At 72.3% G+C, this 24,320-nt stretch carries 18 protein-coding genes and 1 riboswitch; of the genes, 13 read left to right on the top strand and 5 right to left on the bottom strand.

What is annotated here, in order from left to right; all coding sequences use genetic code 11:
• The first annotated feature begins 59 nt into the window (after positions 1 to 59).
• Positions 60 to 1,106, top strand: coding sequence for a CobW family GTP-binding protein (locus tag ACFV9D_RS20130; RefSeq protein ID WP_385147613.1), 1,047 nt, complete (start codon positions 60 to 62; stop codon positions 1,104 to 1,106).
• On the opposite strand, the gene ACFV9D_RS20125 is transcribed toward ACFV9D_RS20130, so the two are convergent.
• The gene (locus ACFV9D_RS20125) at positions 1,103 to 3,559 is read right to left on the bottom strand and encodes a DNA topoisomerase (ATP-hydrolyzing) subunit A (protein ID WP_385147610.1); all 2,457 of its coding nucleotides are present in this window, start codon (positions 3,557 to 3,559) and stop codon (positions 1,103 to 1,105) included. The two genes, ACFV9D_RS20130 and ACFV9D_RS20125, sit on opposite strands and share 4 nt — an antisense overlap.
• A gap of 225 nt (positions 3,560 to 3,784) precedes the next feature.
• Between ACFV9D_RS20125 and ACFV9D_RS20120 the strand changes: the two genes are divergently transcribed.
• From ACFV9D_RS20120 to ACFV9D_RS20105, 4 genes are all read left to right on the top strand, one after another.
• Positions 3,785 to 5,131, top strand: a complete 1,347-nt coding sequence (locus ACFV9D_RS20120) for a M16 family metallopeptidase (protein ID WP_385147608.1) — start codon at positions 3,785 to 3,787, stop codon at positions 5,129 to 5,131.
• Positions 5,132 to 5,157: 26 nt separating this feature from the next.
• A complete protein-coding gene (locus ACFV9D_RS20115; RefSeq protein ID WP_385147734.1) occupies positions 5,158 to 6,525 on the top strand; it encodes a M16 family metallopeptidase in 1,368 nt (455 codons plus the stop codon).
• 212 nt (positions 6,526 to 6,737) lie between these two features.
• Positions 6,738 to 6,904, top strand: a riboswitch (cyclic di-AMP (ydaO/yuaA leader).
• Between the two features lie 12 nt (positions 6,905 to 6,916).
• The gene (locus ACFV9D_RS20110; RefSeq protein WP_385147605.1) at positions 6,917 to 7,699 is read left to right on the top strand and encodes a M23 family metallopeptidase; all 783 of its coding nucleotides are present in this window, start codon (positions 6,917 to 6,919) and stop codon (positions 7,697 to 7,699) included.
• 165 nt (positions 7,700 to 7,864) lie between these two features.
• Entirely contained in the window at positions 7,865 to 8,548 is a 684-nt protein-coding gene (locus ACFV9D_RS20105; protein WP_385147602.1) for a GntR family transcriptional regulator, read from the top strand.
• A 149-nt stretch (positions 8,549 to 8,697) separates the two neighbouring features.
• On the opposite strand, the gene ACFV9D_RS20100 is transcribed toward ACFV9D_RS20105, so the two are convergent.
• Positions 8,698 to 8,979: an HPr family phosphocarrier protein gene (locus ACFV9D_RS20100; protein WP_030118648.1), complete on the bottom strand. Its 282-nt coding sequence runs from the start codon at positions 8,977 to 8,979 to the stop codon at positions 8,698 to 8,700.
• A 174-nt stretch (positions 8,980 to 9,153) separates the two neighbouring features.
• On the opposite strand from ACFV9D_RS20100, the gene ACFV9D_RS20095 reads away from it, so the two are divergent.
• The 4 genes from ACFV9D_RS20095 to ACFV9D_RS20080 all read left to right on the top strand — a co-directional run bounded on the left by ACFV9D_RS20095 (position 9,154) and on the right by ACFV9D_RS20080 (position 14,912).
• Complete coding sequence (locus tag ACFV9D_RS20095; RefSeq protein ID WP_385147599.1) at positions 9,154 to 12,321, top strand: GNAT family N-acetyltransferase; 3,168 nt, start codon at positions 9,154 to 9,156, stop codon at positions 12,319 to 12,321.
• A 54-nt stretch (positions 12,322 to 12,375) separates the two neighbouring features.
• Positions 12,376 to 12,960 (top strand): DUF5998 family protein, encoded by a 585-nt coding sequence (locus tag ACFV9D_RS20090; protein WP_385147597.1) that lies wholly within the window; start codon positions 12,376 to 12,378, stop codon positions 12,958 to 12,960.
• Entirely contained in the window at positions 12,960 to 14,165 is a 1,206-nt protein-coding gene (locus ACFV9D_RS20085; RefSeq protein WP_385147594.1) for an alkaline phosphatase family protein, read from the top strand. Before ACFV9D_RS20090 ends, ACFV9D_RS20085 begins: the two co-directional genes overlap by 1 nt.
• A gap of 99 nt (positions 14,166 to 14,264) precedes the next feature.
• A complete protein-coding gene (locus ACFV9D_RS20080; RefSeq protein ID WP_385147591.1) occupies positions 14,265 to 14,912 on the top strand; it encodes a thymidine kinase in 648 nt (215 codons plus the stop codon).
• Positions 14,913 to 14,928: 16 nt separating this feature from the next.
• On the opposite strand, the gene ACFV9D_RS20075 is transcribed toward ACFV9D_RS20080, so the two are convergent.
• Positions 14,929 to 15,366: a heme-binding protein gene (locus ACFV9D_RS20075; protein ID WP_385147588.1), complete on the bottom strand. Its 438-nt coding sequence runs from the start codon at positions 15,364 to 15,366 to the stop codon at positions 14,929 to 14,931.
• 48 nt (positions 15,367 to 15,414) lie between these two features.
• Entirely contained in the window at positions 15,415 to 16,641 is a 1,227-nt protein-coding gene (locus ACFV9D_RS20070; RefSeq protein WP_385147585.1) for an MFS transporter, read from the bottom strand.
• 238 nt (positions 16,642 to 16,879) lie between these two features.
• Here ACFV9D_RS20070 and ACFV9D_RS20065 point away from each other — a divergent pair, with 238 nt between their 5' ends.
• The 3 genes from ACFV9D_RS20065 (at position 16,880) to ACFV9D_RS20055 (ending at position 21,925) form a co-directional block, all read left to right on the top strand.
• Positions 16,880 to 19,501: a YfhO family protein gene (locus tag ACFV9D_RS20065; protein WP_385147582.1), complete on the top strand. Its 2,622-nt coding sequence runs from the start codon at positions 16,880 to 16,882 to the stop codon at positions 19,499 to 19,501.
• Positions 19,502 to 19,622: 121 nt separating this feature from the next.
• Complete coding sequence (locus tag ACFV9D_RS20060) at positions 19,623 to 20,588, top strand: glycosyltransferase family 2 protein (protein WP_385147579.1); 966 nt, start codon at positions 19,623 to 19,625, stop codon at positions 20,586 to 20,588.
• Between the two features lie 2 nt (positions 20,589 to 20,590).
• A complete protein-coding gene (locus ACFV9D_RS20055; protein ID WP_385147576.1) occupies positions 20,591 to 21,925 on the top strand; it encodes a polysialyltransferase family glycosyltransferase in 1,335 nt (444 codons plus the stop codon).
• A 45-nt stretch (positions 21,926 to 21,970) separates the two neighbouring features.
• On the opposite strand, the gene ACFV9D_RS20050 is transcribed toward ACFV9D_RS20055, so the two are convergent.
• Positions 21,971 to 22,744, bottom strand: a complete 774-nt coding sequence (locus ACFV9D_RS20050; protein ID WP_385147573.1) for a VOC family protein — start codon at positions 22,742 to 22,744, stop codon at positions 21,971 to 21,973.
• Between the two features lie 318 nt (positions 22,745 to 23,062).
• On the opposite strand from ACFV9D_RS20050, the gene ACFV9D_RS20045 reads away from it, so the two are divergent.
• Positions 23,063 to 23,896, top strand: coding sequence for a sulfurtransferase (locus tag ACFV9D_RS20045; protein WP_385147570.1), 834 nt, complete (start codon positions 23,063 to 23,065; stop codon positions 23,894 to 23,896).
• The last annotated feature ends 424 nt before the right edge of the window (positions 23,897 to 24,320 follow it).

Genomic DNA, 24,320 nt, shown 5'->3' with positions numbered 1-24,320 from the left:
TCCTGGGGTTGCGTGCCTATTCTGGGGGCTTTGGTGTGTCGAGTCGTCGGAGGGTTTCCTTGACCAGCCAGCAGATTCCCGTCGTCGTCCTCTCCGGGTTTCTCGGGTCGGGGAAGACGACGCTGCTCAACCATCTGCTGCGCAGCGCACGGGGCACCCGGATCGGGGTCATGGTCAACGACTTCGGCGACATCGGGATCGACGCCATGACCGTCGCCGGGCAGGTCGGGTCCACCGTCTCGCTCGGCAACGGGTGCCTGTGCTGCGCCGTCGACGTGAGCGAGCTGGACGAGTACCTGGAGGTGCTCACCCGGCCCGAGCTGCGCCTCGATGTGATCGTGATCGAGGCGAGCGGGCTCGCGGAGCCCCAGGAGCTGGTGCGGATGGTGCTCGCCAGCGAGAACGAGCGGATCGTGTACGGCGGGCTCGTTCAGGTCGTCGACGCGGTCGAGTTCTCCGCCACGCGCGCGCGGCACCCCGAGACCGACCGGCATCTCGCCCTCGCCGACCTGGTCGTGGTCAACAAGGCCGACCGGGTGGAGGCGCGGGAGCTGGAGGCCGTCCACGCGGTCGTCAGCGGGCTCGCGGGACCCGCCGCGGTGGTCCGTACGGCGCACGGACGCGTCGACCCCGAGCTGCTCTTCGACCGGGTCGTGCCCGAGGGGGAGATCGAAGGGCAGATGTCCATCGAGGACCTGCTCTACGGAGACCCCGAGGACCACGACCACCCGCACGCCGCCTACGAGACCCTCTCCCTGGCCTCGGACACCGCCCTCCACCCGCGCCGACTGATGGAGTTCCTGGACTCCCGCCCTGAGGGCCTCTACCGCATCAAGGGATTCGTCGACTTCGGCGCCGCCGACCCCGGCAACCGCTACTCCGTGCACGCCGTCGGCCGGTTCCTGCGCTTCTACCCCGAGCCCTGGCCGGCCGGCCAGGAACGCCTCACCCAGCTCGTCCTCATCGGCTCGGGCGTCGACGGCGAGGCGCTGCGCAAGGAGCTCGACGCCTGCCGCGTGAACGGCCCGCAGGACGCCCCCGACGAGCACAGCATGTGGGGCGTCCTGCGGTACGTACGACAGAACGAGGAAGAGCCGGTCGACTAGCTCGCCGGGCCCGCCAGGACCGCGACCGGCTTCGGCAGCGGGGTGCCCGAGCCGTCGCGGCGCGGGTCGGCCTCCGGCAGCTCCACCGGGGTGCCGTTCTTCTGCGCGGCGAGGGCCGGGGTCGCGCCCGCCCAGGCGAGGATCAGCACGTCCTCGCCCTTCAGGAAGCGCTGGCAGCGCACGCCGCCCGTCGCCCGCCCCTTGCGGGGGTACTGGTCGAACGGCGTCAGCTTCGCCGACGTACCGGCCGAGTCGTCCAGCGTGCCCGTGGAACCCGCGACCGTGAACACCACCGCGTCCACGGCGGGGTCCACCGCCGTGAACGAGATCACCTCGGCGCCCGCGGCCAGCTTGATGCCCGCCATGCCGCCCGCGGGGCGGCCCTGCGGCCGTACCTGCGAGGCCTGGTAGCGCAGGAGCTGGGCGTCGGAGGTGATGAAGACCAGGTCCTCCTCGCCCGTGCGCAGCTCGGTCGCGCCGACGATCCGGTCACCCTCCTTGAGGGTGATGACCTCCAACTCGTCCTTGTTCGCCGGATAGTCCGGCACCACCCGCTTCACCACACCCTGCAGGGTGCCCAGCGCCAGGCCTGGCGAGGCCTCGTCGAGCGTGGTCAGGCAGACCACCGTCTCGTCGTCCTCCAGGGTGAGGAACTCCGCCAGCGGCGCCCCGCCCGCCAGGTTCGGCGCGGCGGCGGTGATCGGCAGCTGCGGCAGGTCGATGACCGCGATCCGCAGCAGCCGTCCGGCAGAGGTCACCGCGCCGACGTCGCCGCGCTGCGTCGCCGGCACCACGGAGACGATCACGTCGTGCTTGGCGCGCCTGCCTTCCGAGGCGGCCGCGATCTCCTCCGTCGCCGTACGGGCCAGGAGACCCGTCGAGGACAGCAGCACCCGGCACGGGTCGTCCGCGACCTCCAGGGACACGGCGGTGACGGGCGCACCCGCCGACTCCAGCAGGACCGTGCGCCGGTCGGTGCCGAACTTCTTCGCCACCGCGGCCAGTTCGGCCGAGACCAGCTTCCGCAGCTCGCTGTCGGACTCCAGGATCCCGGTCAGCTCGTCGATCTCGCCGTTGAGCCGGTCGCGCTCGGTCTCCAGCTCGATCCGGTCGAACTTGGTGAGCCGGCGCAGCGGGGTGTCCAGGATGTACTGCGTCTGGACCTCGCTCAGCGAGAAGCGCTCGATCAGGCGCTCCTTGGCCTGCGCCGAGTTCTCGCTGGAGCGGATGAGGCGGATGACCTCGTCGATGTCGAGCAGCGCGACGAGCAGACCCTCGACCAGGTGCAGCCGGTCGCGCTTCTTGGTCCGGCGGAACTCCGAGCGGCGGCGCACCACGTCGAAGCGGTGGTCGAGATAGACCTCCAGGAGCTCCTTGAGGCCCAGCGTGAGCGGCTGGCCGTCGACCAGCGCCACGTTGTTGATGCCGAAGGACTCCTCCATCGGCGTCAGCTTGTAGAGCTGCTCCAGGACCGCCTCCGGCACGAAGCCGTTCTTGACCTCGATGACCAGGCGGAGGCCGTGGTTGCGGTCGGTGAGGTCCTTGACGTCCGCGATGCCCTGGAGCTTCTTGGAGCCGACCAGGTCCTTGATCTTGGAGATGACCTTCTCCGGGCCGACCGTGAAGGGCAGCTCGGTGACGACGATGCCCTTGCGGCGGGCCGTCACGTTCTCCACCGTCGCCGTGGCGCGGATCTTGAACGTCCCGCGGCCGTTCTCGTACGCGTCCTTGATGCCGGACAGGCCGACGATCCGGCCGCCCGTGGGCAGGTCGGGGCCGGGCACGAAACGCATCAGCGCCTCGAGGTCCGCGTTCGGGTACCGGATCAGGTGCCGGGCGGCCGCGATCACCTCGCCCAGGTTGTGCGGCGGCATGTTCGTCGCCATGCCGACGGCGATGCCGGACGCGCCGTTGACCAGGAGGTTCGGGTACGCGGCGGGGAGCGCGACGGGCTCCTGCTCCTGGCCGTCGTAGTTCGGCGAGAAGTCGACGGTGTCCTCGTCGATCGACTCCGTCATCATCAGCGCCGCGGCGGCCATCTTGGACTCGGTGTACCGCATGGCGGCCGGCGGGTCGTCGTTGCCCAGCGAACCGAAGTTCCCGTGGCCGTCGACGAGGGGGAGGCGCATGGAGAAGGGCTGGGCCATGCGCACCATCGCGTCGTAGATCGACGCGTCGCCGTGCGGGTGGAGCTTGCCCATGACCTCGCCGACGACGCGCGCGCACTTCACATAGCCGCGGTCGGGGCGCAGGCCCATCTCGTTCATCTGGTACACGATGCGGCGCTGCACCGGCTTCATGCCGTCGCGGGCATCCGGCAGCGCGCGGGAGTAGATCACCGAGTACGCGTACTCGAGGAAGGAGCCCTGCATCTCGTCGACGACGTCGATGTCGAGGATCCTCTCCTCGAACGCGTCGTCCGGCGGCGGTGTCTTCGTGCTGCGGCGGGCCATCGCGGCTGCGGCTCCTTCACCAACAAGGTTGATCTGACGCGGACCATTGTGGACCGTCCCACCGACAACGCCGACCGCGACCCGGGTACGGGCCGGTTGTCGGCCGTACGAGAGGCCCGCGCGACCCGGAAGAGGGACGCCGCGAACCAGCGGGAACTTCGCCAGGTGTCAGTGCGCTTGCATAGGGTGGCAGGACTTTTCCATATCGCGATCGAAGGGACGTACATGCCCATGGGTCACACGGCCACGGCAGAGGCCGGCTCCGGCGGCCTGACAGCGACCGAGCACCGGCTGGCCAACGGCCTGCGCGTGGTGCTCTCCGAGGACCACCTGACCCCGGTCGCCGCGGTCTGCCTCTGGTACGACGTCGGCTCGCGCCACGAGGTCGCGGGCCGCACCGGCCTCGCCCACCTCTTCGAGCACCTGATGTTCCAGGGCTCGAAGCAGGTCCACGGCAACGGTCACTTCGAGCTGGTGCAGGGCGCGGGCGGCTCGCTCAACGGCACGACGAGCTTCGAGCGCACCAATTACTTCGAGACCATGCCCACCCACCAGCTGGAGCTTGCGCTCTGGCTGGAGGCGGACCGCATGGGGTCCCTGCTCGCCGCCCTGGACGACGAGTCCATGGAGAACCAGCGGGACGTCGTCAAGAACGAGCGCCGCCAGCGGTACGACAACGTGCCCTACGGCACGGCCTTCGAGAAGCTCACCGCCCTCGCGTACCCGGAGGGCCACCCGTACCACCACACGCCGATCGGCTCCATGGCCGACCTGGACGCGGCCACCCTCGAGGACGCGCGGGCCTTCTTCCGTACGTACTACGCGCCGAACAACGCGGTGCTGTCGGTCGTCGGCGACATCGACCCCAAGCAGACCCTGGCCTGGATCGAGAAGTACTTCGGCTCCATCCCGTCCCACGACGGCAAGCTGCCGCCGCGCGACGGCACGCTGCCCGACACCATCGGGGAGCAGCTGCGCGAGGTCGTCGAGGAGGAGGTCCCGGCGCGCGCGCTGATGGCCGCCTACCGGCTCCCGCACGACGGCACGCGCGAGTGCGACGCCGCCGACCTCGCCCTGACGGTCCTGGGTGGTGGCGAGTCCTCGCGGCTCCACAACCGCCTGGTCCGCCGCGACCGCACCGCGGTGGCCGCCGGCTTCGGCCTGCTGCGGCTGGCCGGGGCGCCCTCGCTGGGCTGGCTGGACGTCAAGACGTCCGGCGGTGTCGAGGTGCCCGAGATCGAGGCCGCCGTCGACGAGGAGCTGGCCCGGTTCGCGGCCGAGGGCCCGACGCCCGAGGAGATGGAGCGCGCCCAGGCCCAGTTGGAGCGCGAGTGGCTGGACCGGCTCGGCACGGTCGCGGGCCGCGCCGACGAACTGTGCCGCTTCGCGGTCCTGTTCGGCGACCCGCAGCTCGCCCTGACCGCCGTGCACCGGGTCCTGGACGTCACCGCGGAGGAGGTGCAGGCGGTCGCCAAGGCCCGGCTGCGCCCGGACAACCGCGCGGTGCTCGTCTACGAGCCGATCGGTACCGAACAGAGCGACAGCGACGAGGAAGAGGGAGCGGACCAGTGACCGACGCTGCCGCGTCTTTGACGAGCATGACGTTCCACCCGCAGCCGGAGCCGGGCGCCGCCAAGCCCTGGGCCTTCCCGGCCCCGGACCGCGGAACGCTGGACAACGGCCTGACGGTGCTGCGCTGCCACCGCCCCGGCCAGCAGGTGGTGGCCGTCGAGATCTTCCTCGACGCCCCGCTGGACGCCGAGCCCGAGGGGCTGGACGGCGTGGCCACGATCATGGCCCGGGCCCTCTCCGAGGGCACGGACAAGCACTCCGCAGAGGAGTTCGCGGCCGAGCTGGAGCGCTGCGGCGCCACGCTCGACGCGCACGCCGACCACCCGGGCGTACGGGTCTCCCTGGAGGTCCCCGTCTCCCGGCTGCCCAAGGCGCTCGGCCTGCTCTCCGAGGCGCTGATCGCGCCGGCCTTCCTCGACACCGAGGTCGAGCGCCTGGTGCGCAACCGGCTCGACGAGATCCCGCACGAGACGGCCAACCCGGCCCGCCGGGCGGCCAAGCAGCTCTCCAAGGAGCTGTTCCCGGCCACTTCGCGCATGTCCCGGCCGCGCCAGGGCACCGAGGAGACGGTGGAGGCGATCGACGCCGCGGCCGTGCGCGCCTTCTTCGAGGCGTACGTCCGCCCCTCCACGGCCACCGCCGTGGTCGTCGGCGACCTGACCGACGTGGACCTGGACAAAGTCCTCGCCGAGACGCTGGGCGCGTGGACCGGGAGCAGCGCCGAGCCGCGCCCCGTCCCGCCGATCACGGCCGACGACACCGGCCGGGTGGTCATCGTGGACCGGCCGGGCGCCGTCCAGACCCAGCTGCTCATCGGGCGCGTCGGCGCCGACCGGCACGACCGCGTCTGGCCGGCGCAGGTGCTCGGCACGTACTGCCTCGGCGGCACCCTCACCTCCCGTCTGGACCGCGTCCTGCGGGAGGAGAAGGGCTACACGTACGGCGTGCGGGCCTTCGGCCAGGTGCTGCGCTCCGACGGCCGGGGCAACGGCGCCTCGATGCTCGCCATCAGCGGTTCGGTCGACACTCCCAACACCGGCCCGGCACTTGACGACCTGTGGAAGGTGCTGCGCACCCTCGCCGCGGAGGGTCTGACGGACGCCGAGCGCGATGTGGCCGTGCAGAACCTGGTGGGCGTGGCGCCGCTGAAGTACGAGACCGCCGCGTCGGTCGCCGGGACGCTCGCCGACCAGGTCGAGCAGCACCTTCCGGACGATTTCCAGGCGCAGTTGTACGCGAGGCTGGCCGAGACCGGCACGGTGGAGGCGACGGCGGCCGTCGTCAACGCGTTCCCGGTGGACCGTCTGGTCACCGTGCTCGTCGGTGACGCGGCGCATATCGAGGAGCCGGTGCGCGCCCTCGGGATCGGCGAAGTGACCGTCGTCACCGGCTGATTGAGCTGGCGGCGCCGCGACAGGGCGCGACTTCGAGGACCCCGACGTCACGGTACGTCGGGGTCCTCCTCTTTGTCCGGATTGCGGGAGAGGGTTGGCGTATGCCCTGTGGCATGTCTTACAAACGGGCGTGTCTGTTTGGTGATTGAAAGATGGTCCGCTTAGCGTCGGTCCGGCTGTTCGCCAGTTGCACCCGCCGCACCCGCGGCATCGGACAGTCATCGCCGAGTCCCCGTCAGGCGCGAGCCTGGGGAGCCGGGGACCCACACGAAGTCCCTGGGGTGAATCGGACGCCTTCGCATCCGTGCGGAGGGGCCCGTAGGAGACCTTCCTGCTCCGAACCCGTCAGCTAACCCGGTAGGCGAGAAGGAAGGAAAGGATCAGCCACTACATGGCGTTCACCCGTGCCACCGGGAAGCATCGTGGTCCGAGCCGTCTGGCGCGCCGCAGCGCGGGCATCGCCGGCGTCGCGACGCTCGCCACCACCGGCGTCATCGGAACCCTCGCCTCCCCGGCGCTCGCCGCCGAACCGGACGCCCCCTCCCTCGAGGACACCGGCCTGACGCAGATCGTCGCCGCCGACTCCCTCGCGGACACGATCGACGCCCAGGCCGCCGCGCAGGAGCGCGAGGCCGCCGAGGCCCTGGAGCGGGCCAAGGCCGAGGCCCGTGCGAAGGCCGAGGCGAAGCGCAAGGCCGAGGCCCGCGCCAAGGAGGTCCGCGAGGCCAAGGAGCGCGCCGCCCGTGAGGCCGAGCGCAAGCGACTGAACTCCTTCCAGCTCCCCGTGGCCGGCTCGTACGTGACCACCGGCTACAAGACCGGCGGTTCGCTCTGGTCCTCCGGCAGCCACTCCGGCGTCGACTTCCACGCCGCCTCCGGCAGCCGGGTCGTCTCCGTGGGCTCCGGCACCGTCGTCGAGGCCGGCTGGGGCGGCGCGTACGGCAACAACATCGTCATCCGGATGAACGACGGCACGTACACCCAGTACGGTCACCTGTCGGCCATCAGTGTCTCGGTCGGCCAGTCCGTCACCCCGGGCCAGCAGATAGGCCTCTCCGGTTCGACCGGCAACTCGACCGGCCCGCACCTCCACTTCGAGGCGCGCACCACCGCCGAGTACGGCTCCGACATCAACCCGGTCGCGTACCTGCGCGCCCGCGGCGTGAACGTCTGACCGCGGTCCCCCGGCACGTCAGAAAAGCCCCGGCTCGTACTGAGCCGGGGCTTTTCGCTGTCCAAAAGATATCCATGGTTCCCGGGGAGCCATCGGAAATGCCGCCCCGCTGCAATAGAGTCGCCGACGAGCCCGGTTTCGCGCGGATTAAGGCGGAGGTCGAACATGCGCATTCCCGCGCACTCGGTATGCACGGCGATCCGGGACGACATCGTCTCCGGCGTCTTCGCCTGCGGCAGTCGGCTGACCGAGGAGCAGTTGGCCCGCCGCTACGGGGTCTCCCGCGTCCCGGTCCGCGAGGCGCTGCGCACCCTGGAGTCCGAGGGCTTCGTGATCAGCCGCCGCCACGCGGGCGCCCATGTGGCCGAGCCCACCGACCAGGAGGCGGCGGACCTGCTCGACGTACGGGCGCTGCTGGAGCCGCTCGGTGCCGCGCGTGCCGCCCAGCGCCGCACCGAGGCCCATCTCAAGGTGCTGCGTGGCCTGGTCAGGCTGGGGCAGGAACGGGCCAGGCGTGGCCAGGGCGAGGATCTGCGCTCGCTCGGCGGCTGGTTCCACGAGACGCTGGCGCAGGCCTCCGGCAGCCCGGCGCTCACGGCGCTGCTCACCCAGCTGCGGCACAAGATCGCCTGGATGTACGCCGTCGAGCCGGCCGCCCAGCCCGTCGAGGAGTGGGCCGAGCACGGGGCGATCGTGGACGCGCTGGCGCGCGGTGACGCCGAGCGGGCCCGCACCCTGACCGCGCTGCACGCGGAGCGCTCGCTGGGCCGGCACCGGTTGAAGCGCCCCGAGCGCGGGCGTGTGAGGGCTTCGCAACACGTCGTAAACACGGCGAGCGTCCGCAATTAACACGCGGGCCGTATACAAAGAATAGGAATTGGTTGGGCGTCCTTCGTGCTGCCCTGAATTCCACGGAAATCGACGGGACGGCCGGCGGGGGTAAACAATGGAGCCGCACCCGCCGTCATTTCGGCGTGTGCGGCTCCATCGGAATTCGGTCAGACGGTCTCGGGAAGCTCCTCGAGCCCCTCGGCAACCAGCTTCGCCAGACGGTCCAGAGCGGCCTCGGCGCCGTCGGCGTCCGAAGCGAGCACGATCTCCTCGCCGCCCTGCGCGCCCAGGCCGAGCACCGCGAGCATCGACGCGGCGTTCACCGGGTTGCCATCGGCCTTGGCGATCGTCACGGGGACGCCGGAGGCCGTGGCGGCACGGACGAAGATGGAGGCGGGGCGGGCGTGCAGGCCCTCGGCCCAGCCGACGTTGACGCGGCGCTCAGCCATGGTGTTGCCCTTCAAGTCTCAAGCGGTTGTCTAGACCAGTCTCTCACGGGTCGCGGGGTGCTCGTGGTCGGCCTTCGGCCCTGCGGCAGGGCCGATCGGTCCTCCCTACCTTGCATGGCGCACATGCGCCGCGCGACCGGTGCCCGTGTCGGACCCCGGCCGTAGTCTTGCCCCATGCAGAGCGCGTCGGAACAGCCGGAACGACCGGAACCACCGGAGCGGCCGGAACACGCCTACCCCGACCACTGGGAAGCGGACGTGGTCCTCCGCGACGGCGGCACCGCGCGCATCAGGCCGATCACCGTCGACGACGCCGACCGGCTGGTCAGCTTCTACGAGCAGGTCTCGGACGAGTCGAAGTACTACCGCTTCTTCGCGCCCTACCCACGGCTCTCCGCCAAGGACGTGCACCGCTTCACCCATCACGACTTCGTCGACAGGGTGGGGCTCGCGGCGACCGTCGGCGGGGAGTTCATCGCCACGGTGCGGTACGACCGCATCAACGCCCAGGGGCTGCCCGCGTCCGCGCCCGCGGACGAGGCCGAGGTCGCCTTCCTCGTCCAGGACGCGCACCAGGGTCGGGGAGTGGCCTCCGCGCTGCTTGAACACATCGCGGCGGTGGCGCGGGAGCGGGACATCAGGCGCTTCGCGGCGGAGGTGCTGCCCGCCAACTCCAAGATGATCAAGGTCTTCACGGACGCCGGGTACACCCAGAAGCGCAGCTTCGAGGACGGCTCCGTGCGGCTGCACCTCGATCTGGAGCCCACCGACCGCTCCCTCGCCGTGCAGCGCGCGCGGGAACAGCGGGCCGAGGCGCGCTCGGTGCAGCGCCTCCTCGCGCCCGGCTCGGTCGCCGTCATCGGGGTCGGACGCGCGCCGGGCGGGGTCGGCCGGACGGTCCTGCGTAACCTGCTGGGCTCCGGGTACACCGGGCGTGCCTACGCCGTGAACCGCGCCTTCGGGGAGGGGCCCGCCACACTCGACGGGGTACCGGCCTTCCGCTCCGTCGGGGACATCGGCGAACCGGTCGACCTGGCGATCGTGGCGGTGCCCGCCGAGCGCGTGCCGGAGGCGGTCGCCGACTGCGGCGAGCACGGGGTGCAGGGCCTGGTCGTGCTCTCGGCGGGGTACGCGGAGAGCGGGCCGGAAGGGCGGGACCGGCAGCGCGAACTGGTGCGGCAGGCCCGCTCGTACGGGATGCGGATCATCGGCCCGAACGCCTTCGGGATCATCAACACCTCGGCCGACGTCCGGCTGAACGCCTCGCTCGCGCCGCAGATGCCGGCCGCCGGGCGGATCGGACTCTTCACCCAGTCCGGCGCGATCGGCATCGCGCTGCTCGCCGGACTGCACCGGCGGGGCGCCGGCCTCTCCTCCTTCATCTCCGCGGGCAACCGCGCGGACGTCTCGGGCAACGACTTCCTCCAGCACTGGTACGACGACCCGGCGACCGACGTCGTCCTGCTGTACCTGGAGTCGATCGGGAACCCCCGGAAGTTCACCCGGCTGGCCCGGCGGACGGCGGCGGTCAAGCCGGTGGTGGTGGTCAAGGGCGCCCGGCACAGCGGGAGCGCGCCCCCGGGCCACCGGGTACCGGTCACGCGGATTCCGCACGCCACCGTCTCCGCGCTGCTCCGGCAGGCCGGGGTCATCCGCGTCGACACGGTCACCGAACTCGTGGACGCGGGCCTGCTCCTGGCGGGCCAGCCGCTGCCGGGCGGGCCCCGGGTGGCGATCCTCGGCAACTCCGAGTCGCTCGGCCTGCTGACGTACGACGCCTGTCTGACGGAAGGGCTGCGCCCGCTGCGGCCGATCGACCTGACGACGGGTGCGAGCCCGGCGGACTTCCGTGATGCGCTGACGGCGGCGCTCGGGGACGACGCCTGCGACGCGGTCGTGGTGACGGCGATCCCCTGGGTCGGCGAGAACGGCGCCGTCGAGTCCGGCGACGGCGAGGTCCTCGCGGCCGCCCTGCGCGACGCGGTCGCCTCGGCCCCGGCCCCGGCGAAGCCCGTGGTCGTCGTCCACGTCGAAATGGGCGGCCTGGCGGAAGCCCTCTCTGCGGCGACGAGCACGAGACCGACGGCGCGGCGGGCCGCGGGCGCGGGGGTGGGTGCGGCCTCAGGCGCCGCCGGCGCCGCCGGGGACGTCGTGAACAGGGCGGCGGGCACCGTCGGCCCGGCGCCGCGCTCCGGTTCCCGCGTGCCTGGCCCGCCGCAGACGCATCCAGGGGCTGTCCCGCCCGCCGGACCGGCGTCGGACGGCACGACGGGCGGCACGACGGCCGGCCCGGCGCCGCGCGGCCCCGGCGGGTCCGTGGCCGGCGGCACGACCGCCGGCGCCGCACCAGGCCGTCCCGGCGGTTCCCTCGCCGGTGGCGCGGCCGGTGACGACACCTCCGCCGGTGGTCCCGGTCACGGCGGTGCCCCCGGTGGCGAGGGCGCGCCGTTCCCCGGCGGCATTCCCGCCTACCCCGCCGCCGAGCGGGCCGTGCGGGCGTTGGCCGAGGCCGCGCGGTACGGGGAGTGGCGGCGGCAGGCCGCCGAGCCGGGGCGGGTTCCGGAGTACGAGGACATCGACGAGGGCGGGGCCGCCGCGCAGATCGAGCGGGTGCTCGGGGACGGGACGCCGAAGGAGTCGGAGAGCGCCGCCCGGGGCGTCACCCTCGACGTCGACGCGGCGAGCGAGCTCCTCGGGCGGTACGGGATCGCCGTGCTGCCCACCCTGCCCGCGCCCACCCCCGACGCCGCGGTCCTGGCCGCCGCCCGCCTCGGCTACCCGGTCGCCCTGAAGACGACCGCGCCCCACCTGCGCCACCGCCCCGACCTCGGCGGCGTACGGCTCGATCTGGCCACCGAGGAACAACTCAGGACCGCATACACCGAATTGACCGAGGCGCTCGGCAAGCCCGCCGAGCTCCAGCCCGTCGTCCAGGCGATGGTGCCGCGTGGCGTGGACACCGTCGTGCGGTCCGCCATCGACCCGGCCGTCGGCGCCGTCCTCTCCTTCGGGCTCGCCGGAGCCGCCTCCGAGCTGCTCGGCGACATGTCCCACCGGCTCGTCCCGGCCACCGACCGGGACGCCGCCGACCTCGTACGGTCGATCCGCACCGCCCCGCTCCTCTTCGGCTGGCGCGGCTCCGCCCCCGTCGACACCCCGGCCCTGGAAGAGCTGCTGCTGCGTGTCTCCCGGCTCGTCGACGACCACCCCGAGGTCGTCGCGATCGCCCTGGAGCCCGTCGTCGTCGCCCCGCACGGCCTCTCCGTGCTCGGCGCCACCGTCCGTCTCGCCCCGCCCCCGCCCCGTACGGACCTCGGCCCGCGCCGTCTCCCCAGCTACTGAGCCCCGCCACACAGGGGCCCGAAGCGCCCCTTCCGACGGATTAGGATGGAGTCCATGGCGAAGACCGGTACGACGACCCAGGGGCTCCGCGCGGCGATCGAGCGCAGCGGCTACTACCCGGCCCTCGTGGCCGAGGCGGTGGAGGCCGCCGTCGGTGGCGAGCCGATCGCGTCGTACCTGGTGCACCAGGAGACCACCTTCGACTCCAACGAGGTCCGACGCCATGTCACGGTCCTCGTCCTGACGGCCAACCGCTTCATCGTCAGCCACACCGACGAGCAGAACGCCGACACCAGCTCCCCGACGCCGTACGCCACCACCTCCACCGAGTCGGTCAAGCTCGACCGGATCTCCTCGGTGGTCGTCAGCCGCGTCGTCGCCAACCCGGAGTCGTACACGCCCGGCACGCTGCCCCGTGAGGTCGTCCTCACGATCGGCTGGGGCGCCGTCTCGCGGATCGACCTGGAGCCCGCGGCCTGCGGCGACCCGAACTGCGACGCCGACCACGGCTACACCGGCAACGCCACCGCCGACGACCTCAGCCTCCGCGTCAGCGACGCCGGCGACGGCCCGGACACCGTGCGGCAGACCCTCGCCTTCGCCCAGTCGCTCTCCGAAGCCACCGCGGCGACCCGCTGATGGTCCAGCCCACCGCCGTCACCTCCGGCTGGCCGGACGATCCCGTCCCGCTCGACCTCGCCGCCGCGCCCGTGCCCGAGTACGGCACCGGATCTCTGGCCGACGTCCTCCCGACGCTCGTCGCCGGACTGGGCGCGCCCGGTTTCGACGCCCGGATCGCCGAGCTCACCCCGGCCGACCGGAACTGCGTCTTCCTGATCGACGGGCTGGGCTGGGAGCAGATCAAGGCCCACCCGGACGAGGCCCCGTACCTCACCTCCCTCCTCGCCTCCTCGCGCGGCGGTACGGGACGCCCGATCACCGCCGGTTTCCCGGCGACCACGGCGACCTCGCTCGCCTCGGTCGGCACGGGACTCTTCCCCGGCGGGCACGGCCTGCCCGGCTACACCGTCCGCAATCCCGAGACCGGCGAGCTGATGAACCAGCTCCGCTGGAAGCCGTGGACCTCGCCGCAGGTCTGGCAGCCGTACCCCACCGTCTTCCAGCTCGCCCACGAGGCCGGGATCCACACTGCCCAGGTCTCCTCGCCGATCTTCCAGGACACCCCGCTCACCAAGATCGCGCTGAGTGGCGGAACGTTTCACGGTCGGCTCTCCGGCGAGGAGCGGATGGACTTCGCCGCCGAGCAGCTCGCCGGCGGCGACCGCTCGCTGGTCTACACGTACTACAGCGAGCTCGACGGGGCCGGACACCGCTTCGGCATCGACTCCGACGCCTGGCGCGGCCAGCTGATGTTCGTCGACCGGCTCGTCCAGCGCCTCGCCGAGCAGCTGCCTCCCCACTCGGCCCTCTATGTCACGGCCGACCACGGCATGGTCGACATCCCCTTCGACGACCAGCACCGGATCGACTTCGACGAGGACTGGGAGCTGCGCGCCGGCGTCGCCCTCCTCGGCGGCGAGGGCCGCGCCCGCCATGTCTACGCCGTGCCGGGAGCCGAGGCCGATGTGCTGACGTGCTGGCGCGAGGTGCTCGGCGAGCAGTTCTGGGTGGCGAGCCGGGACGAGGCCATCGCGCTCGGCTGGTTCGGCGACGGGGTCGACGAGCGTGTGTACGGCAGGATCGGCGACGTCGTCGCCGCGGCCCACGACGACGTCGTCATCACCGCCTCCGTCAACGAGCCCCACGAGTCGGCGATGGTCGGTGTGCACGGATCGATGACGCCCGCGGAGCAGCTGGTGCCGCTCCTCGAAGTCCGCTCCTGACCCCGTACTCCTGACCCGTCCCGTACTCCTGACCCCGTACTCCGTTTACACCCCGTACTCGGTTTACCCACCCACGACCTGAAAGGTCCTCGACCTCCCATGCCCGAGCTGGTGTTCTTCTCCGGAACGATGGACTGCGGAAAGAGCACCCTCGCTCTTCAGATCGAACACAACCGGTCCACCCGCGGACTCCAGGGCATGATCTTCACGCGGGACGACCGCGCGGGGGAGGGCAAGCTCTCCTCGCGCCTCGGACTGGTCACCGACGCCGTGGAAGCGGCGGAGGGCTTCGACTTCTACGCCTACCTCGTCGCCCATCTCTCCAAGGGCGGCCGCTGCGACTACGTCATCGCGGACGAGGCCCAGTTCCTCTCGCCCGAGCAGATCGACCAGCTCGCCCGGGTCGTGGACGACCTCGAACTCGACGTCTTCGCCTTCGGCATCACGACGGACTTCCGCTCGAAGCTCTTCCCCGGCTCGCAGCGGCTCGTGGAACTCGCCGACCGGGTCGAGGTGCTTCAGGTCGAGGCCCTGTGCTGGTGCGGGGCCCGGGCCACGCACAACGCGCGCACCGTCGGCGGCGCGATGGTCGTCGAGGGTGCGCAGGTCGTGGTGGGCGATGTGAACGCCGGTGACGAGATCGGCTACGAGGTGCTGTGCCGACGCCACCACCGCCGTCGGATGACGGCGGCGACGGCTCGTGCGGCGGCCCTGTCACCCGACGTGCTGCCGGTCACGCCGGTCTGACGGACCCCCTGGCGGCTCAGGCGAGGGCCGCGACGGCCGTGGTGGCGAAGGTGTGGTCCTGCTCCGGGGCACCACCGCCGACCCCGATGGCGCCGATGAGCCGGCCGTCGCGATGGACGGGAAGCCCGCCGGCGATGAAGAGCAGCGGGCGGTCCAGGGCCGTGGTGAGGCTGTGGAACGGGCCGTCGGGCTTGACCAGGTCGACGAGGTCGGCGGTGGGGGCGTTCAGCTGGAGGGCGGTGTACGCCTTGCGCGTGCTGGTCTCGCCGGAGACGAGCACGGCGCGGTCGTCCCGGCGGAAGGCGAGGAGGTGGCCGCCCGCGTCCAGGACGGTGACGCTGACGGTCACTCCCGCGGCCTCGGCGGCGCGGCGCGCGGCGCTGAGCAGGATCTCGGCGTCGTCGGTGGTCAGCGGGGTGACGGCGGTGGGGGTGGTGGTCGTGGTGGTGCTCATGGTGCGTGCTTCCTTCGTGGGGGTGATGAGGGGGCAGGGGTACGGGGGTCAGTGGCGGGCGGCCGAGGCGGCCGCCGGAGCCGGCGCCTGCGTCGGGGCGGGGCCCGTCGCCACGACCCGGGAGCGGGCCTTGGTGCGCCTGTCGAGGAACGCGGCCAGGAAGGCCAGGAGCAGGGCGGTGGCGGAGAGGAGCGCGCCGACCCAGTTCGGCGCGGTGTAGCCGAGGCCGGCGGAGATGACCACGCCACCGAGCCAGGCGGCGAGCGCGTTGCCGAGGTTGAAGGCGCCGATGTTGGCGGCCGAGGCCAGGGTGGGGGCGGCGGAGGCCTGGTCGAGGACCCACTTCTGCAGCGGTGGCACGGTGGCGAAGCCGAGAGCGCCGATCAGCGTGAGGGTGATCGCGGCGAGCACCTTGTCGTGCGCGGTCGCCGTGAAGACCAGCAGGGACAGGGCCAGCCCGCCCAGGGTGGTGAAGAGCAGGGGCATCAGGGCGCGGTCGGCGAACTTGCCGCCGAGGAGGTTGCCGAGGAACATCCCGATGCCGAAGAGGACGAGCAGCCAGGTCACGGCGCCTTCGGTGTAGCCGGTGACCTCGGTCATCATCGGGGTGATGTAGGTGATGGCCGCGAACACGCCGCCGTATCCGAGGACGGTCATCGCCATGGCGAGCCAGACCTGGACGTTCTTGAACGCGGCGACCTCGGTGCGGACGTTCCCGGCCTCGGGCCTGCCCTGCTCGGGCACGAGCTTGGCGACACCGAGCAGGCCGAGGACGCCGAGCGCGGCGACGATGACGAAGGTGACGCGCCAGCCGAGGGCCTGGCCGATGGAGGTACCGCCCGGGACGCCGACGATGTTGGCGACCGTCAGGCCCATGAACATCAGGGAGATGGCGGAGGCCTTCTTCTGCGGGGCGACCAGATCGGCCGCGACGACGGAACCGATGCCGAAGAACGCTCCGTGGGCGAGTGAGGCGACGACTCGGCCGATCAGCATCACGCCGAAGCTGGGCGCGAGTGCCGAGAGCGTGTTGCCCACGATGAACAGGCCCATGAGGAACATGAGCATCTTCTTCCGGGACACCCTGGTGCCGAGCACGGTCAGGAGCGGGGCTCCGAAGACGACGCCGAGGGCATAGCCGGTCACCAGCCAGCCGGCCGTGGGGATCGAGACACCGAAGTCGCCGGCGACCTGGGGCAGCACGCCCATGATCACGAACTCGGTGGTGCCGATCCCGAAGGCCCCGATGGCCAGGGCCAGGAGCGCGAGAGGCATGGCGAAATACCTTCCAAAACGATTGCAGGGGGGTCTTACGTGCTTCGACAATAGTTGCAGACGCGGGATAAGTGCAAGCGGTGGATAGTGGCGCGCGACGGCTTCCCGAGGTCGAGGAGCACCTCGTGTTCACCTGCGGTAGGCCCGGAGACCCACTGCTGATCGGATTCGGGACGCCCTGCTCGGCGGTAATGGGCCCCGCGCATCCGCGCGCCGCACGACACACCCCGGAGGACCCGTGCCCCCTGCTGCCGAGACCGTGCCCGACCGGGCCGAGGGCGCTCGGACCGAGGTGGAGGGCGACGAGGTCCGGCCCCGTCCGGATCGGCTGATCCCCCGGGCCCGGCGCAGCATCCGCGTACGGGCCGCCGCCGGTGCCGCTCTCCTGACCTGCCTCGTCTTCTGTCTCGGCGGGCTGCTGGCCGGCATCCATCCGTTCGGGCCCACGACCCGCAACACCGTCGATCTCGGACAGCAGTACCTGCCGTACCACGCCTACTGGCGGCGACTCCTGCTCGGCGAGGCGGACGGCGATCTCTTCCTGAACTGGGGTGCGGGCTTCGGATCGAACTTCCTCGGCGACTACGGCACGTATCTGAGCAGCCCGTTCGACCTGATGGTCGTGCTCTTCCCGGCGGACCGGATCGAACTCGCCCTCTACGTCGTCACCGCCGCCAAGATCACCACCGCCGGCGCGGCGATGGCCGTGCTGCTCCTGAGGCTGCGCCGCGGCCTCTGGCAGGTGGCCGCCGTCCTGGGAGCGGCGTACGCGTTGTGCGGCTGGACGCTGAACTACGCCACCACCGTCCCGATGTGGCTCGACGGCCTGCTGGCCTTCCCGCTCCTGTGCCTGGTGGGGGAGTGGGCGCTGGCCGGCCGCCGCCCGGTCCTCGGCCCGCTGATCGTGGGCCTGGCCTGGTTCGCCAATTTCTACACCGCGTATATGGCGACCGTCGGCGCGGCCGTCGTGCTGGCCGTCCGCCTGTTCACGGCCGACGACACCGGCCGCCGGCGCCTGGCCGGGCTGATGCGCGCCGCCCGGGCCGTCCTCGTCGGCGTCGCCCTCGCGGCCCCGCTCGTCCTGGTGATCTTCCTCGCCACCCGGGTCGCGGACCCGACCCCCGAGGTCACGTTCACCGCCGTCGCCTGGACGGAGGTGTTCGCCCGGCTGCTGCCCGCCACGGCGAGCGTCGCGAGCCCCGCCCTCTTCATCGGCACCCCGGCGCTCGCGCTGGCGCTGACCCTGCCGTTCAACCGCACCGTGGCCCCCCGGGTCCGGATCGGCTGGACGGCCGCGATCTGCCTGGTCGCGCTCTCGATGCAGTGGGGCCCCACCCATCTGCTCTGGCACGCCGGCGCCTCGCCCAACGGCATCCCGTACCGTCAGACCTTCGTGCTCTGCGGGCTGTTGCTGATCGCCGCCTGGATGTCCACCGCCCGAGGGCTGCCCGGACCGCCCGCACTCCTCGGCGCCCTGGCGCTCCTCGCCGCGATCGCGTTCGCGGCCCGGGGCAGCCTCGTCGTCGACCGCTGGACCTACCCCGCCTTCGCCGCCGCCCTGATCCTCGCCGTGCTCGCCGCCGCTGCCGTCCTGATCGCCCGCCGGTACGCTGTCGGCGCCCGCGTCCTTCCCGCCCTGGGCGTCCTGCTCCTCGTCCTGGCGCAGGCGGGCGAGACCGCGATCACGGGCGGCAGGATCGAGGAGAAGCAGCTGAGCCAGGTCTCCTGGGCTCCCCGGGTCGGCCCCTGGCACCACGACATGGCGCACGCCACCGCGGACAAGGACGCCTGGCCGCGCCACCGTACGGACCCGGGCGAGGTGCCCGGCGGCAACGACACCCTGCTCGTCGGCGGACAGGGCGCCGACTACTACTCCAGCCTGACCGCGGAGATCTACTCCCGCACGCTGTCCTCCCTCGGCTTCGGCTTCTACGCCAAGGGGCGCCACCCGGTCACCCTGGACAACCCGGTGACCGACGCGATCTTCTCGATCGGCACCCGGATGCGCTCCGAGCCCACGGCGCCCCTGCGGACGGACATGCTGCCCGAGGCGGACATCACCGTCACCGACACACCCGTCCCCCCGCTCGTCACCGTCCGCCCGGACGTCCAGCTGCCCGACCCGAAGATCCGGTTCGTCGACTCCGCCTTCGCCAACCAGGAGTTGCTGCTCGGCTCGAAGGTGTACGAGGTGCCGGCCGACCTCCGGCGTACGGACGGGCCCGGCGGCTCCGCCACGCTGACGGCCACCTGCCCCGCGAACACCCGGGTCTGGTTCTGGGCTCCCGAGTACAAGGGCACCGCGGCCCTGGAGGGCGAGACCGCCGTCTCCTTCGCCGGCAAGCTGCCGGCCGTTCGGGCGCCCATGCAAGCGCTCGGCACCGTCCCGGCCTCCGGCGCGGTACGGATCGACCTGCGGGCCGACCGGGGAGCCCCGAGGCTGCCCCGGCAGCCGGTCGGCTGCCTCGTCCAGGAGCGACTGGACACGGCCGTACGGCAGTTGACGGCGACCGGCGCCACCGCCGTGCACGTCTCCGGCCACACCCTCACCGCCGAACTCCCGCCCGGCAGCACCGGAACGGCCGTCATCGCCGCCCCGCGGATCTCCGGCTGGACCTGCGCGGCGGGCGATGCGCCCGCGACCCCCGCCAAGCGGTACCTGGGCCTCATCGCCGTCCCGCTCGACGGTAGGGCGACCTCGGTCACCTGTGCGTTCCGGCCCCCGGGTCTGCAACTCGGCGGTGCGATCGCGGCGGTCGCGCTCCTCGTCCTCGTGGCGATCGGATACCGGAGCCGATTTCTTCGCAGGACGTCAAGAGTTCACCTGGAATGCACATCGGGCTCGTCCGACGGGAAATGACGACGGATACGCTGCCCGCCTGGCCGGTGTTGTGCCTGAGTGAACGTCATGAGTTCGATCGCCCGCTCGATCGCCCGCGTGATCGACTGGTTGATCGTCTGTTTGAGTGTTGGGATTCCGTGTGCCGAAATTGTCCGTCATCGTGCCGCTCCACAATGTCGGGATCTATGCCCCCGACACCATGCGCAGTCTCGCGAACAACGCGGACCCGGACTTCGAGTTCCTGCTGATCGACGACTGCTCCACGGACGAGACGCCCTACGTCCTGGACCGCTGGCAGAGCCGCGTGCCGAACGCCACCGTGATCCGCCACGAGACGAATCTGGGCGTGGCGCAGGCGCGCAACACCGGCCTCGACGCGGCGACCGGGGACTACGTCACCTTCCTCGACGGCGACGACTGGTACGCCCCCGGCCATCTGCGCGCCATGGTCCGCGGCATCGAGTCGCTCGGCTGCGACTTCGCCCGCACCGACCACGTGCAGTCGACCGGCCCCTCCCGCAGCATCCGCTACGCGCCGGCGAAGCAGCGCGACACCGTGATGAACCCGCGCGACGGAATCGCACCGGCCAGCATGGTGACGATGGTGGACTATCCCTTCGTTCCCTTCGGCATCTACAGCGGACGCCTTTTCGAGAACGGCGCTTCGCGTTTCGAGACGAAATTGCGCACCGCCGAGGATCGGCTCTGGATCTGGCGCCTCCATCTGAAAGCCACCACCTACGCGGCCCTCAGCCTGCACGGAGTCTTCTACCGGCGCGGTGTCACCACCTCGCTCACGCAGATCACCGACAATCGCCAATTGGACTTCATTCCGTCGTACGACCTCCTCCTCGAAGAGGTCTCGAAGGATGCCGAGGCCGACCGCTTTCTGCCGAAGGCGGTGCGCACCTACTGCGCCATGATCGCCTTCCACATGGGCAAGGCCGACCAGTACGAGCCCGCCGTGACCAAGAGGCTCAGGCAGAACGTGACCGACGCCCTGCGCCGTATGCCCCAGCAGGTGCTCGACGAGACGCTGGCCACGATGGACACCGCGCGCAGCACCCTGCTCAGCAGCCTGCGCGCCACCGGAAGGACCCCCTGACCATGACCGCGAACCCGCGCACCCAGATCTTCCAGGTGTCCACGCTCTACGGCGCGGCCACCCTCGCGGCGGCGCTCGACGCCGGTCAGTTCGGCGCCCGCGAGGACGTCCGGCGGATCCTCCTCGTGTCGAACAACGCCGAGATCCCGGAGACGGCGCTGCGACTGGACGCGATGACCGGCTACGACCGGATCGTCACCCGCTTCGACGAGACGATCGACTGGAACGAGGCCATCCACCCGCACCACCCCGGCTCCTGGGCGCCGCGCCCGGAGGAGGTCCCGCTGTGGCAGCGGGTGTTCCGGACGGCGTGGGGGCTCGGCGACGCTCCGGTCCAGCTGATCGTCGAGTCCATCCAGGTCAACCCGGCCAAGGCACTCGCCGCGGTCTTCGCCGAGAGCGCCGTCGATCTGTACGCGGACGGCCTGATGAGCTACGGGCCGACGCGCGACGAGCTGCCCCAGTCGATCGCCTGCCGCATCCAGCGCCTGCTCCACCTCGACCTCGTGCCCGGCCTGCGCCCGCTGCTGCTCGGCGAGTACGGCGTCGAGCCCGAGCTCGTACCCGACGCGGCCTTCCGCGCCGTGCTCGCGGAGATCGCCGAGGCGGCCGCGGACGACCGGCAGGTGACCGAAGCGGTCGCGGCCGCACCCACCGCCCTCCTCCTCGGCCAGTACCTCGCCGCCCTCGGCATCCTCAGCGCCGACGAGGAGGAGGAGCTGCACATCCGGATGCTGCGCGGAGCCGCGGCGGCCGGACACACGTCGGTGATCTTCAAGCCGCACCCGACCGCACCCGCCCGCTACTCGACGGCCCTGCACGAGGCGGCCGAGGAGACCGGCGTGCGCCTCACCGTCCTGGACGGTCCGCTCCTCGCCGAGACCTTCTACGAGCGCTGCCGACCGCGGCTCGTCGTCGGCTGCTTCTCGACCGCGATGCTCACCGCCTCCGTCTACTACGACGTCCCGATCGCCCGGGTCGGCACCGGCACGGTCCTGGAGCGGCTCACCCCGTACGAGAACAGCAACCGGGTGCCGCTGACGATCGTGGACCACGTCGTACCGGACCTGGAGTCCGGCGAGGGCCCCGCCGTGCCCGGCGACGCACCGGAGTCCCTGACGGCGCTCGTGCGTGCCGTGGGCTACTGCATGCAGGCGAAGCTGCACCCCCTGATGCGCGAGGAGACAGCCGCGTTCCTCACGGCACATCAGGCCGACGGCGGCGCGGCGCGGTACTTCCACCGGGAGCGGCTGACCGAGCTCGGGCTTCCCGGCGGCGACGGGCGCGGGGCCGCGTCCCGGCTCCTGCGGAGCCTCGCCCGCAGCGGCCGGAGCTGACCCCGAGGCCGGGGGCCGGCGTTCGCGCCCCCGGCACCCTGTCGCTCAGGCGCCCGCCGAGCGGACGATCGTGAAGACCGCACCCTCCGGGTCCGCGACCAGGGCGAGCCGGCCCGCCGTCCCCTCGCTGGGCGGCCGCAGGACCTGGCCGCCCAGTTCGACGACCAGGCGGGCGGCCGCGTCCGTGTCGTCGACCTCGAAGTACGTCATCCAGTGCGCGCCCCGGTCGCGCGGGAGCGCCGTGCCGACGCCGTGCAGGGACGCCACCGGGCGGCCCTCCAGGTGGAGGGTCAGATAGTCGAAGTCGGCGGAGACCACCGGCTCGACCTCGTACCCGAACACCGTCCGGTAGAACTTGCCGACCGCCGACGTCTCGTACGTCAGGAGCTCGTTCCAGACCGGCGTACCGGACGGGCCCGCGGCAGCGGTGCCGTGGTGCGCCTCGGCCTGCCAGACACCGAAGACCGCGCCGGTCGGGTCCGAGCAGATCGCCATCCGGCCGGCCTCGCCGGCGTCGATCGGGCCGACGGCGACCGTGCCGCCGCAGCAGCGGATGGTCTCCGCCGTCTCGTCGGCGTCGTCGGTGGCCAGGTACGTCGTCCAGGCGACCGGCAGATGCCGGTCGGGCGGCAGCTGGCCGATGCCCGCCACCTCCCTGCCGTCGAGCAGTGCGCGGACGTACGGGCCCAGCTGCTGCGGCCCGGGAACGAATTCCCAGCCGAAGAGTGCGCCGTAGAACTCCTGTGTGGCGTCAAGCCCGTGCACCATCAAGCTCACCCAACAGGGTGTACCGGGTGTGCGCCGAGTCGCCTCGGTCATCGTCACTCTCTCCTCGGACCATCGTCGTGGCCGTACGGGGGGACAAGCCGTGCGCACGAGCGCGTACGGGCGGTGGGAGCCGGGCTCCGGGGTTCGCAGCGGATTACTGCCCGCCGTTCACCTGTCGTACGCGCGCCTGGGTCGCGCGCCCCCGAGCAGATGCTTGCACCACCGGGCGTGCCGCGCGCCGGGGCCGCGCCGTTTCGGCGCGATCCCGCGCGAGGATGCCTGGATCGCGGCTGCGCCGGGGGGTACCGCGGTCGCTACGACGTGGTCCGGGGCGGCGCGGGCTGCGCGGGCTGCGCGAGGATGGCACCCATGAAGCCCATCATCACCGCAAGCGAACTCGTGAGCGAGTCGGCCGGGGCCAGGCCCCCGGTACTGCTGGACGTCCGCTGGCAGCTCGGCGGTCCGCCCGGGCAGCCGGCGTACGAGGCCGGGCACATCCCCGGCGCGGTCTACGTGGACCTGGACGCGGAACTGGCCGGTCCGCCCGGTCGGGGCGGGCGCCACCCGCTGCCGGACGTGGCGGTGTTCGGCGCGGCGATGCGCCGTGCGGGTGTCTCGGCACAGACGCCGGTCGTCGTCTACGACGACTGGCTCGGCTGGGGTGCGGCCCGCGCCTGGTGGCTGCTGCGCTGGACGGGTCACCAGGACGTACGGGTCCTGGACGGCGGGCTCGCGGCGTGGACGGCGGCGGGCCACGGTCTTTCGAAGGAGAGCCCGAGCCCGGAGCCGGGCGACTTCGCGCCCGAGCCGGCCGACGTCGGTCTGCTCGACGCGGACGGGGCCGCGGCTCTCGCCCGCTCCGGCCTGCTCCTCGACGCGCGGGCGGCGGAGCGCTACCGGGGGGACGTGGAGCCGATCGACCCGGTCGGCGGCCACATCCCGGGCGCGGTGTCGGCCCCGACGACGGAGAACGTGGACGAGGAGGGCCGCTTCCTGCCCGCGGAGGCCCTGGCGGCGCGCTTCTCGAAGCTCGGCGCCTCCGACGACACGGCGGTGGCCGTCTACTGCGGCTCGGGCGTCTCGGGCGCGCACGAGGTACTGGCCCTGGCGATCGCGGGCATCCCGGCGGCCCTCTACGCCGGCTCCTGGTCGGAGTGGTCCAACGACCCCACCCGCCCGGTGTCGACGGGCCCGAACCCGTAGGGGAGCCCGGCGGATCCTGACCGCTGCGACGACGGCCCGGAGCTTCGCCCGAGGGCGTCCCGGCACGGCCCGCCGCACCGGCCCCAGCCCTGAGGGCCCGGGGAGGCCTCGGCCCGCACGCCGCCCGGTGGCGTGCTGCGGTGCCCGCGCGGCCCGGGCCCGCCTCGGCCCGCACGTCGCCCGGTGGCGCGCCGCGGCGCTCGCCCCGCCCGGGGCCCGTCTCGGCGGCCCGCTGCCCGCGTGTGCACCGTGGCGCTCGCCCGGTCCTGCCGACGGCGCCGCGCGGCCGCCCGGACCCGCCTCGGGCGGCCGTTGCCTGGTCGCGCGCTGCGGTGCTCAGCCCTGCCTGCGCCGCCGCTCGGCCCGGACCCGCCTCGGCCGGCGGCCGCTGTCCGGTGGCGCGCCGCGGTGCTCGTGCAGCGCC

It is taken from the genome of Streptomyces sp. NPDC059875, assembly GCF_042731085.1.
GTDB lineage: Bacteria > Actinomycetota > Actinomycetes > Streptomycetales > Streptomycetaceae > Streptomyces.
The sequence above is the reverse complement of the archived record's forward strand: the minus strand, read 5'-3'. Positions and strand labels throughout refer to the sequence as shown.